Genomic DNA, 11,880 nt, shown 5'->3' with positions numbered 1-11,880 from the left:
GGTCCTGCTGCTGCTATGCCTGATGTATCTGATTCTTTACGTCGACAGGGTCAACATCTCCACGGCGGCACCGCTCATCAAGGCGGACCTCAACCTCAGCAACACCGATCTTGGGCTTGCCTTTTCGGCCTTCGCCTATCCGTATGCATTCTTCCAGCTCGTGGGCGGGTGGCTCGGCGACCGGTTCGGTGCCCGTGCCACGCTCGGGATCTGCGGCATGATTGTGTGCGCCGCCACGGCCGCCACCGGCCTCGTCGGCGGGCTTTCCTCACTGTTTGCGGCGCGGCTTGCCCTAGGCCTCGGCGAGGGCGCGACGTTCCCTACAGCCACCCGCGCTATGTCGGTTTGGATACCGGCCGACCGCTGGGGGTTCGCGCAGGGCATCACACACTCGTTCGCCCGGATCGGCAACGCACTCACGCCGCCGCTGATCGCCGGGCTCGTCGTCGTGAGCTCCTGGCGCGCCTCGTTCTTCATGCTCGGTGCCGTCAGTTTGGTTTGGGTGCTGGTGTGGGTCTGGTTCTTCCGCAACGATCCCGAGCGCCATCCGTCGGTCTCGCCGGGAGAGCTCGCTGCTATCACGGCCCATGGCCGTCGCCCTACGGAACCCTCCGTGCCGTGGCTCCAGCTGTTTGCGCGAATGTCCCCCGTAACGGCAGTAGATTTCTGCTATGGGTGGACACTGTGGCTGTTCCTGAGTTGGATCCCGTCATTCTTCTATCAGAACTACCATCAGGACTTGCAGCATTCCGCACTGTATTCCGCCGGCGTATTCACGGCAGGCGTGATCGGCGACACATTGGGCGGCGTGTTCAGCGACTGGCTCCTGCGCCGTTCGGGCAACCGCGGAACCGCGCGGCGCAACGTGATCGTCGCCGGGATGCTAGGCGGCTTCGTATTTCTGCTGCCCGTGATGCTGATCCATGATCTCACGACCGCTGCCATCTCGTTGTCGCTGGCGTTCTTCTGCGTGGAGCTGATCGTGGCGCCGATCTGGTCGGTGCCAATGGACATCGCTCCACACTATTCCGGATCGGCAAGCGGCATGATGAATTTCGGCTTCGGCGTTGCCGGCATCATCTCGCCGGTCATCTTCGGCTTTCTGGTCGACACGACTGGAAGCTGGACCCTCCCGTTCGGCGCCTCGGTGACACTGCTGTTGGTCGGTGCCGGATTCGCGTTCCGCATGCATGCGGAGCGCCCGTTTGAGCCCCTGCCGCCAGCGGAGCCGCAGCTCGCGCCGGCAGCCGAGTAATGGAATGTCGACATCCGGACAGGGATCGCTGGATCCCGCTGCGCATCTTCTGTCCGGAACGCGCAACCAGCTGCGGACAGCCGCAGCACGTCACGGATCTTGCGCATCGGTAGTCTTCGGTCTAGTAGCCGAATCATAGCTGAGTGATACGGCGGTCTCTGAAGCGGCGTTGACGGACCTTCTTCGTGGTCCAGACGAAGGGCTCAGCTCTGTCGTTGTAGGCTTTGACGTAGGCGACGGCGTTTCGAACGCGCCGCGATGATCCTTCGCCGCAGCAGCAGATGCTCAGCCCACGCGCCTAGCTAGTCCGCTTTGAACCAACCCTGGTGAATGAAGATCTGGCAAACCACCGTGGAACGTGTCGTCCCGCCGTCGGCCCGACGATCAAGTATTTCGTTGAGAATCTACTTTCCGGTGAGGCCGGTGAGAATGATGCCGCGCATAGCCTTGACGAGCTTGGGTCCGCTGAGCTCGTCGCTGCGGCGGTACCACTCGAGGAACGTGCCGTCGTGATTGGCCACGATGATCGACACCAACTCGCGGCTAGGGACGTCTGTGCGGAATTCGCCCATCCTTTGGCCTTCCCGAATCAGCTCGTTGAGGCCTTCGTAGAATTTCCGATAAAGTGCCTTGGTTTTGCGTGCGACCGGTCCGTCTTCAAATTCCAGCGACATCAGAATGATCAGGAGCATGTTTTCGCGATCCGTTACGCCAAGCTGCGCCTGATGATGCAGGAAGTGAACCAGTTTCTCGGTGGCCGTGCCCTCAGAACTCTCCAATAGTTTCAGTACAGTATCGATCACGATTTGCTCGGCTTGATTCAATAGCTCGAGCAGCACCGCTTCCTTGCTGCCGAAATAAAAATAGACCGAGCCCTTGGTCATCTCGACGGCGGCAGCGATCTCCTCTAGCGTTGTCGACGCATAGCCCTTTGAGACGAACAAATGGCGGGCAGCAGACAAAAGTTTTTCGAGGCTCGCTTCTCGCTGCTCAACCTTGGTCCTTCGCTTCGTTGCCCTTGCCACTACGCGCCTCGATCAGTTCTGCTTGCGATCTCATTTTAGCATGCCGCCCCGTCCGGGCGAGGCAGCAGCCGTTCGGCGCCCCGTTGTCCCCCAGAAAAACCGATCGACAGGAGCTTGACATACTATCTGGATAGTATTAATGATTGCAAGTAAGCTAGAGTCGCAACACTCGGTCCGGCCGATCGGTGAAGTCCACGAATTGCTTTGATACATAAAATACTATCTGGATAGTATCTTATAAAGGACGGCAACATGCGGCTCAATCTGCAGGAAAAATCGGTCATCGTGACGGGCGCAGCGTCGAATATCGGACGCGGGATTGCGCTGGCCTTTGCCGAGGAAGGCGCGGCGGTCGCAATCGCAGATATCGATGCCGATCGCGCACAGACGGTAGCGGATGAGGCGCTGGCACGCGGGGCATCGAAATCGATGGCGATCAGGGCAGACGTCTCGAACTGGCCCGATGTCCAGGCGATGACAGCCCGGGTCGAGGGCGAGTTCGGTTCGGTCGATATCCTCGTGAACAACGCCGGCTGGGTCGTCGACCGCCTGTTCGTGGAGAAGCCGCGGGCTGAGTGGGAGAAGGAGGTGCAGATCAACCTTTGGGGCATGATCAACTGCACGCGTGCGGTGCTGGATGGCATGATCAGCCGCTCCTATGGTGCGGTGGTCAGTATTGCCTCCGATGCCGGCCGGATCGGCGAGTTCCGCGAAGGCGTCTACGGCGCGTGCAAGGCCGGCGTGATCGCGCTGTCCAAATCGCTCGCCCGTGAAAACGGCAGGCACAACATCCGTTTCAACGTAGTGTGCCCGGGAACCACCTTGCCGGCGCCCGGCGAGGAGATCAGTCCGACCAGCCTGTGGGCGACCGACGAAATGAAGGTCTGGCTCCAGGACGACATGCGGAGCCGGATCAGCAAAGCCTATCCCCTTCGCCGGGTTGGTACCCCGGCCGATATCGCGCCAGCAGTTCTGTTCCTTGCCTCCGACGTGGCATCATTCGTGACCGGCCAGACGCTGAGCGTCAGCGGTGGCTATTCGATGGTGTGAAAGGTGAGGGAGGCAGCGATGAACCAGACGAGCGCGAACGGCAACGGCGAGGACAAGGGCTACAACAGGTACGCCGATTATCGGCGTCTTCTTATCGACTGGCCGCATGAGCGGGTCATCCGCGTCACCATGGCCAACGGCAAGATGAACTCGGCCGACGCGACGATGCATGCCGAACTCGGCCGGATCTGGCGCGACATCGATGCGGATACGGCGGTCTCCGCTGTGATCTTCACCGGTGCGGGCGATGTGTTCTCCGCCGGCGGCGACTTCGGCATGATCGGCGACATCATTGCCGACCACGACACTAGGCTTCGCAACTGGAAAGAAGCCAAGGACATCGTCTACAATGTCATCAATTGCTCGAAGCCGGTGGTGAGCGCGATCCGCGGCGCGGCAGTCGGCGCGGGGCTGGTTTGCGGTATTCTCGCAGATATCTCGATCGCCGCGAAGACGGCGCGTATCATCGATGGCCACACCAAGCTCGGCGTCGCCGCAGGCGACCATGCGGCGATCGTCTGGCCGCTGCTCTGCGGCATGGCCAAGGCGAAATACTATCTGCTGCTGTGCGATCAACTGAACGGCGAGGAAGCCGAGCGCATCGGACTGGTCTCGATGTGCGTCGAGGACGCTGATCTCGATGCTAAGGCGCTGGAGATCGCGACCCGGCTCGCTAATGGGCCGCAGAGCGCCATTCGCTGGACCAAATACAGCCTCAACAACTGGCTGCGCCAGGCCGGACCGGCCTTCGATGCCTCGCTCGCGCTCGAATTCCTGGGCTTCACCGGACCGGAGGTGAGGGAGGGACTGCAGGCCTATCTTGACAAGCGTAAGCCGGTGTTCTCGCGCGACTGTCCCCTTTGAGGAGCGGAAAATGAATCAAGCCGCGGTGCAGAACATGCAGGACGATGATGCTCCCATCAGGACGAGCTTGCGGGATGGTGTCGGCACGATCGAGCTGGCGCGCCCGGCCGTGTTCAACTGCCTATCGCGGCAGATGCTCTCCGACATCGATCATGCCATGGCGACATTTGAGCGCGACGGAGCCCGCACGGTCCTTGTCACAGCGAGCGGCAGGAATTTTTGCACGGGAGCCGCGCTCGACGAAGTGGAACAGGTGCGTCAGGGCGAAGCGGAGCTCTGCAGCTTTCTTGCGCTCGGTCATGCCGTGCTCGATCGCATCGAGGCCGGTCCCCTGCCGGTCGTCGCAGCCGTGCAGGGCCTCTGCCTCGCCGGCGGAATCGAACTGGCGCTCGCCTGCGATGTGGTGTTTGCCGCCGAGGACGCGCGGTTCGGCGACCAGCACGCGGCGCTCGGCCTGATCCCGGGGTGGGGCGGCTCGCAGCGGTTGACGCGAACGATCGGCCTGCGCCGCGCGCTCGATTTGATGTACAGCGCCCGCTGGATCGACGCGCCCGCTGCGCTGCAATGGGGTCTTGTCAATCACGTCGTGCCGGCGGCGCGATTGCACGACGAGGCGCTCTCCTATGCGCGGCAGCTCGCAACGCGCAGCCGCGCCGGCCTGTCGGCGATCAAGCGCCTCGGCCGTCACGCCGCGAATGCCGGCCAGTCTCTGCCGGACGGCCTGCGCCTGGAGCAGCGGGAAGCAATGCACGTCCTGACCGGTACCGATATCAACGAAGGCCTCGCCGCGTTCCGTGAACGCCGCGTGCCGAACTTTGCGAGGTGAACAATGAACGCCGTCGATCCAGCGATCGCCTCGAGGGGGTCAGTCATGTCGCCGTCATCCGCGCACAAGCTCTATCCGATCCTGCTGTCGCCGCTGCGTGTGGGCGCCCACACCTTGCGCAACCGCGTGATCATGGGCTCGATGCACACTCGCCTCGAGCACGAGAGTGAGCCGGACAAGCGCCAGCGCGCCTTCTATGGAGCGCGTGCCAAAGGTGGCGCGGCGCTGATCATCACCGGCGGCTTCTCGCCGAACGAGGCCGGCCGGCTTGAACCCGGCGGCCCGACCCTGATGGCAGGCGATGATCTCGCGCCGCACCGCACCGTGGTCGACGAGGTGCACAAGCACGGCGCAAAGATCCTGATGCAGATCCTGCACTCCGGACGCTATGCCAAACACGACAATATCGTGGGTGTGTCATCGATCCGCTCGCCGATCAATCCACGGGTGCCCCGGCCGATGACGAATGAGGAGATCGATGCGACCATCGACGATTTCGTCAAGACGGCTGTGTTGGCATCGCAGGCCGGATATGACGGCGTCGAGATTATGGGATCGGAAGGCTATCTGATCAACCAGTTTACTGCCCCGCGAACCAATGACCGCACCGACCGCTGGGGCGGCTCGGTTGAGAACCGGAACCGTTTCTCGGTCGAGATCGTCAGACGCATCCGCGCGACGTTGGGGCCGGACTTCCTCGTGATGTACCGCATCTCGGCGATCGATCTCGTCGAACGGGGATCGACCGCGGACGAGATCGATCAGCTCGCGCTGGCGGTGCAGGCGGCAGGCGCGGATATCTTCAACACTGGTATCGGCTGGCATGAGGCGCCGGTTCCGACGATCGCATTCAGCGTGCCGCGCGCAGCGTTCTCCTTCGCGGTGCGGCGCCTCCGGAAAGTCGTCTCGATCCCGATCGTCGCTTCGAACCGGATCAATATGCCCGACGTGGCGGAGAACCTGCTCGCCGACGGGGCCTGCGATTTCGTGTCGATGGCCCGCCCGATGCTGGCCGATCCTGATTTCGTGCTGAAGGCGCAGGAAGGCCGGCCCGAGGATATCAACACCTGCATCGCCTGCAATCAGGCTTGCCTCGATTTCATCTTCTCGGACCGCACCGCGACCTGCCTGGTGAATCCGCGCGCCTGCCGAGAGACCGAGTTCGACGAGGCGCCGCGCCAGCCAAAGCGGATCGCGGTGATTGGCTCGGGACCTGCCGGCCTCGCCGTGACATCGACCGCGGCAGCGCGCGGCCACCAGGTCACGCTGTTGGAGGAACACGACAAGCTCGGCGGCCAGATTCACCTCGCGCGCCGCGTGCCGGGGAAAACCGAATTCAACGAGATGCTGCGCTATTTCATCCGGCAGATCGAGCGCGCAAAGGTCGATGTCCGGTTCGGCGTTCGCGCCACCGCCGACGACTTTGCGCCAGGCGCCTACGACAGGATCGTCATCGCAACCGGCATCCTGCCGCGCAAGCCGGATATCGAGGGCATCGATCATCCCTCGGTCGTGTCCTATCTCGACGTCCTGCTTGGCCGCGTCGCGGTCGGCAAGCGCGTTGCCATCATCGGCACGGGCGGAATCGGCTACGACGTCGCGGAATTCCTCACCCACGTCGATCACGGTGAAAATGCCGTTGATCATTTCCTGAACGAATATGGCATCGACACCTCGATCACCGCGCCTGGGGGCCTGAAGGCAGCGCAGCCGGCGAGCTCGCCGCGGCAGGTGACGCTGTTCCAGCGCCGCCAGTCGCGGCCGGGAGAACGGCTTGGCGTCTCGACCGGATGGATTCTCCGCAATCGCCTGCGCGGCCGTGGCGTCACCGCGATCGGTGGCGCGGTTTACGAGAAGATCGACGATCACGGCCTGCACTATGTGGTGGACGGTGATCGGAAGGTGTTCGCGGCCGACAACATCGTGATCTGCGCCGGTCAGCTGCCGAACACGGCGCTGGCGGATGAACTGAAACGGAGAGGACTAGAGGCAACCTGCATCGGCGGCGCCGAACGGGCCGAAGAGCTCGATGCGCTGCGTGCGATCCAGCAGGGGGTACGGCTCGCATACGACCTGTGAGCTGACAACACAACGCGCCAGCGAGCGCTGCGGAGGGATGTTCAATGAGGGACAGGATGTCGCACGTCCAGACGGACGACTATCTGGCCGCGTGGAACGAGCGGCTCCTGGTCGACTACCTCGACGAGGCCGCTGTGAAACATCCGGATAGAGCCGCGATCGTCGATTTCGAATACGGCACGAACAGGCAGATCGAATTGACCTTCGCCCAATTGCGACGCCGCGTCGATCAGATTGCCTGGAGTCTTTACGGGCTCGGCGTCCGGCGCGGCGATGTCGTCTCCGTGCAGTTGCCGAACTGGTGGCACTTCGTGGCGGCGCATCTGGCCTGCCTGCGTGTCGGCGCTGCGACAAACCCGCTGATGCCGATCTTCCGTGAGCGTGAATTGTCCTTCATGCTCGGTCTTGCGGAATCCCGTGTGGTTATCGTGCCGAAGGTGTTTCGCGACTTCGACCATGAGGCGATGATCGAGCGCATCCGGCCGTCGCTGCCGTCGTTGCGTCATGTCATCGTGGCCGGTGGCACCGGTTCGAACAGCTTCGACCGGCAGCTCCTGGCGGATCAAGTCCCGCCCGATGCGGCCAAACTCTTTGCTGCGCAGCGGCTGACCGCTGATGACGTCGTCCAGCTGCTCTACACGTCGGGAACGACGGGCGAGCCGAAGGGCGTGATGCATACCTCGCGGACCCTGTTGACGACGATGCTTCCGAGCATTCGCCATCTGCAACTGCGCGAGGGCGAGCCGATCCTGTCAGCAACGCCGCTGGCGCACCAGCTCGGATTCATCCTGGCGGTGATCGTGCCGATCGCGCTGGGCTCACCGATCGTGATGCAGGATGTGTGGAATGCGGCCGTCGCGCTCGAGAGGATACGCAAATTCGGCGTCACCTTCGCGATGGGCGCGACGCCGTTCCTGGCCGATCTGATCGACACCGCGGCGAAGGAAGGCGATGCCGGACCGCTGCGGACATTCCTGTCGGCGGGAGCGCCGATCCCGCGGACGCTGGTAAAGCGGGCGCGCGAAGAGATCGGCGTCAAGGTGCTGTCGGCCTATGGCATGACCGAGAACCTGCTGGTCAGTTCGGCCCGGCCGGACGACCCGGAGCAGAAAGTCTCGGAGACCGACGGGGCGCCGAGCCTCGGGCTTGAGCTGCGTGTCGTCGACAACGAGCGCAAGCCGTTGCCGTCCGGCCAGTCGGGACGGCTGCAGACGCGCGGCACCAGCATCTTCATCGGCTATCTCAAGCGGCCCGAGCTTTACAATGTGGACGGCGACGGGTGGTTCGACACCGGCGATCTCGCCCGGCTCGATGCCGACGGCTACGTGACCATCACCGGCCGCTGGAAGGATGTGATTATTCGCGGTGGCGAGAACGTCCCGGTCGTGGAGATCGAGAATGTGCTCTATCGGCATCCCGCGGTGCGCCAGGTCGCGATCGTCGCCATGCCCGATGCCCGCCTGGGAGAGCGCGCCTGCGCCTTCGTCGTGCCACGCGAGGCGGCATCGCTCGCTTTCGCCGACATGCAGGAGTTCCTGCAAAAATCCGGCGTGGCACGGTCGTACTGGCCGGAACGGCTCGAAGTGGTCGACGCCATGCCGATGACGGCGAGCGGAAAGATCCAGAAATTCGTGCTGCGCGAGCGCGCCAAGGAATTGGTGCACGCTCAACAGATTTGCGCGGCGGACAAAGGGCAATAGAAAGGTCGCTTACGATGCCAACCCAAATGCGAGCGGCTGTGCTGACGGCCTTCGGCTCTCCACTTCAGATTGGCTCGGTCTCGCGTCCCGAGGCCGCGGAGGGCCATGTCCTGGTCCGGATCAAGGCGAGCGCGGTCAACCCGCTTGACCTGAAGATATGCAAGGGACAGGCGGCGCATGCGCGGCATTCGCCGCCGGCCATTCTGGGTATTGATGTCGCAGGTGTCGTCGAGAGCGTTGGTGCAGGCGTCGCGGGATTCGCGCCGGGCGACGAAGTGTACGGCATGACGGGCGGCGTCGGAGGGCTGCAAGGCTCGCTCGCCGAATTCGTTGCGGCGGATGCCAGGCTGCTGGCGCCGAAGCCGAAAACTCTCGACATGAGACAGGCGGCGGCGTTGCCGCTGATCTTTATCACCGCCTCGGAGGGGCTCGTGGACAGAGCTCACGTCCGCGGCGGGCAAAAGGTCCTCGTTCATGGCGGCGCGGGCGGAGTTGGCCACATCGCCGTCCAACTCGCGCGAGCATTCGACGCCGAGGTGTTTGCAACCGGCTCCGTCAAGGACAAAGCCTATATCGAGGGGATCGGCGCGAGCTTCATCGACTACAAGGAAACGCCGGTTGAGGCCTATGTTGCCGCTCATACCGCAGCTCGGGGCTTTGATCTCGTCTATGACACTGTGGGCGGAGCCGTGCTCGACGCGTCGTTCAATGCGGTGGCGCGCTTCGGACACGTCGTCAGCGCGCTCGGCTGGGGCACGCACGCACTGGCGCCGCTATCATTTCGCGCGGCAAGCTATTCCGGCGTGTTCACGCTGTTGCCGATCTTGACCGGAGAGGGACGCGCGCACCATGGCGACATCCTGCGCGAAGCCACAAGGCTGGTAGAGGCCGGCAAGATCGTGCCCCGGCTCGACCCGCGCCGTTTCAATCTCGACACGATCATGCAAGCTCATGCCGCCCTCGAAAGCGGGGCAGCGACGGGCAAGATCGTCCTCGACATTGCTACGTAGCCGCGGCGACGGAGCGGAAAAAACTCGACCGTCAGCGGGGCGTTCGACGAAAGAAGCTATCGGCGCCATTTGGCCGATTCACGCGACAATGGCGCGCCAAATCTACGACAACGAGTAGAAGGCATAGTCAGATCGAATGTCGAGCGATAGTTTGTCCGTCGTTGACGTGAAGCAAGGAGATGCAAGAGCAGGTATTTCCGGTGCGGATGTCTAACTATAAGGACATGAAGACCGGCTAACTCATTGATTTATGGTGGGGCCGGCAGGACTCGAACCTGCAGCCGCGCCGTTATGAGCGGTGGAATATCGAACGACTTTGCTGATTTTGCTGCTTTTGTTCGATTTCGACCGCGTTCGTTGCGTTTTGATGAGGCCCATTCTGGTGCGAAACTGGTGCGGCGCTCGTGCTGCCGTCGCGCTGACGGGCCTGAGTTGCCTGTCGCGCTTACAGATCGGAAACGTGCTTGCCGACCGACTTAGCAAGTTGGACGAGTTTTTGGCTCTCAAGAATGCCACTGCGGCTTGGACAACGATATTCCTGAGATGAAAGGGAAAGAGAATGCAGGCGTCGAAGATGGCGACCGAAGGCTCAAACGCCATGGCGCCGCCTGAGGTCCTCGGCGTCCTCGGCGAGCGCCTCCATCGCCGCCCGCTGGGCCTCAATCCGTGACTTCAGTGCCAATATATCCTTCAGTCGTGTACGGCGATGTTTGCCCACATATCGAAATGGCAGATCGCCGACGTCCATGCGATGCACGACGAGAGGTCGGGAGATTCCAAGAATGTCAGCCGGATCGCAAGCTGCGAAGCGCCCCTTCGGCCATCGAGTCATACGGCGCAGCACGTCCTTCGTGCTTCCGCCTGCGCTTTAGCAAGAACGTCCGCCAATTCAGCAGGTTTACGCCGCGCTTGCGGCGGACGAGACTCGCAACACCATGATCTTCAACGATGTCTTGCAAGCGCTGGAAGACAGACGTTCGCCGGTAATCCTGACGGAGCGTAAGGAGCACGCGTTGCTCCTGGCCGAGCGGGTCTCTCGTTTCGCGCAATGTCATCGTCCTGACCGGCGGGCGAAGCAAAGACGAGCCGCCATGCAACGGCTCGGCGATGTTTCCGCGACCGACGAACGGGTGTTGATCGCTACGGGACGATACATCGGCGAAGGCTTCGATGATGCCCGGCTCGACTCACTGTTTCTAGCCATGCCGATCTCATGGAAGGGGACGCTCGCACAATATGTCGGACGTCTGCATCGATCTTACCCTGCCAAGCGCGAGGTCATTGTCTATGACTACCGTCGACGACGCGGCATCCAGGTTCGTGCGCCCCTGCAAGGAGTCCAGATCGGCGCCTTCACGGTGTTGGCGCCAAGCCGCGCGCGATACGTAAGGCTTATTCCTGATCTCGACAAGACGCCTCAATCCTACGCCAGCGACTCCGCGTCCAGCCTGGGCGGCATTCTTACCAATGTCTTTAAGAACGTCGTCGAAAAGATAAAGGAGAGCTTGAACCTCGAAACGCTCGACACAAATCCACCGGCGACGTCGGCGTCGAATGAGACCTCCGTTGTCCAGATCGCGGCATTCGGTGATAAGAGAATCTTGCTCACCGGTGACGTTGGTCCGGAAGGGCTCGACGAAGCCGCAGCGTACGCCGAGAACATTAGCTTTTCCATTCAGCCTTCGCTTGTTCAGATTCCTCATCACGGCAGCCGCAGAAACGTTACCCCGGCCGTTCTCAACCGCTGGCTCGGACCTTACCCGGGGAGCGGCCGCGGAGACGCGATCGCCTCGATCGGCAAAGACCAAGACGGCTACCCGCGCAAGAAAGTCGCTAACGTGTTCACGCGCCGCGGTTACGACGTCTATGCGACGCGCGATGGCTGGGTGAATTTCTATTACGGTTATGACCGTCGGCCGAACATGGGTGACGCCTCGATTATCCCTTTCACCCAGATGTAGAGGACGATTGAGCCTTGCCCAAGTTCGATCGATATACGCTGTTCGCGCGCTTGATCCCCGCCATCATCGCGGCGGCACCGGCGATCGCCCTGGCATGGGTGCTGGTGTCG

Annotated in this window: 9 protein-coding genes and 1 pseudogene; 8 read left to right on the top strand and 2 right to left on the bottom strand. The window is 62.4% G+C overall.

The annotated features are described in order from the left end of the window. Positions 1–1,255: MFS transporter (locus JOY90_RS03850; protein ID WP_291689838.1), on the top strand; the 1,255-nt coding region annotated here is incomplete at its 5' end. 404 nt (positions 1,256–1,659) lie between these two features. Here JOY90_RS03850 and JOY90_RS03845 read toward each other — a convergent pair. Then, positions 1,660–2,280 carry a TetR/AcrR family transcriptional regulator gene (locus JOY90_RS03845; protein WP_291689837.1) on the bottom strand — a complete coding sequence of 207 codons (621 nt, stop codon included), beginning with the start codon at positions 2,278–2,280 and terminating at the stop codon, positions 1,660–1,662. A 252-nt stretch (positions 2,281–2,532) separates the two neighbouring features. Here JOY90_RS03845 and JOY90_RS03840 point away from each other — a divergent pair, with 252 nt between their 5' ends. From JOY90_RS03840 to JOY90_RS03815, 6 genes are read left to right on the top strand one after another with little or no spacing between them, the layout of a single operon-like run. After that, on the top strand, positions 2,533–3,330 hold the full coding sequence (locus tag JOY90_RS03840; RefSeq protein WP_291689836.1) for an SDR family oxidoreductase: 798 nt from the start codon (positions 2,533–2,535) through the stop codon (positions 3,328–3,330). Positions 3,331–3,348: 18 nt separating this feature from the next. Next, positions 3,349–4,194 carry an enoyl-CoA hydratase/isomerase family protein gene (locus tag JOY90_RS03835; protein WP_291689835.1) on the top strand — a complete coding sequence of 282 codons (846 nt, stop codon included), beginning with the start codon at positions 3,349–3,351 and terminating at the stop codon, positions 4,192–4,194. A gap of 10 nt (positions 4,195–4,204) precedes the next feature. Continuing rightward, positions 4,205–5,020 carry an enoyl-CoA hydratase/isomerase family protein gene (locus tag JOY90_RS03830; RefSeq protein WP_291689834.1) on the top strand — a complete coding sequence of 272 codons (816 nt, stop codon included), beginning with the start codon at positions 4,205–4,207 and terminating at the stop codon, positions 5,018–5,020. 45 nt (positions 5,021–5,065) lie between these two features. After that, entirely contained in the window at positions 5,066–7,099 is a 2,034-nt protein-coding gene (locus tag JOY90_RS03825) for an FAD-dependent oxidoreductase (protein WP_291689833.1), read from the top strand. A 56-nt stretch (positions 7,100–7,155) separates the two neighbouring features. Continuing rightward, on the top strand, positions 7,156–8,799 hold the full coding sequence (locus JOY90_RS03820; RefSeq protein ID WP_291689832.1) for an AMP-binding protein: 1,644 nt from the start codon (positions 7,156–7,158) through the stop codon (positions 8,797–8,799). A 26-nt stretch (positions 8,800–8,825) separates the two neighbouring features. Beyond that, positions 8,826–9,809 carry a zinc-dependent alcohol dehydrogenase family protein gene (locus JOY90_RS03815; protein WP_291689839.1) on the top strand — a complete coding sequence of 328 codons (984 nt, stop codon included), beginning with the start codon at positions 8,826–8,828 and terminating at the stop codon, positions 9,807–9,809. A gap of 589 nt (positions 9,810–10,398) precedes the next feature. On the opposite strand, the pseudogene JOY90_RS03810 reads toward JOY90_RS03815, so the two are convergent. Continuing rightward, positions 10,399–10,593 (bottom strand): annotated as a pseudogene (locus JOY90_RS03810) (DNA-binding protein); the annotation flags it as partial. Positions 10,594–10,744: 151 nt separating this feature from the next. On the opposite strand from JOY90_RS03810, the gene JOY90_RS03805 reads away from it, so the two are divergent. After that, a complete protein-coding gene (locus JOY90_RS03805) occupies positions 10,745–11,770 on the top strand; it encodes a hypothetical protein (RefSeq protein ID WP_291689831.1) in 1,026 nt (341 codons plus the stop codon). The last annotated feature ends 110 nt before the right edge of the window (positions 11,771–11,880 follow it).

This window comes from Bradyrhizobium sp. (assembly GCF_019242285.1).
Classification (GTDB): Bacteria; Pseudomonadota; Alphaproteobacteria; order Rhizobiales; family Xanthobacteraceae; genus Bradyrhizobium.
The sequence above is the reverse complement of the archived record's forward strand: the minus strand, read 5'-3'. Positions and strand labels throughout refer to the sequence as shown.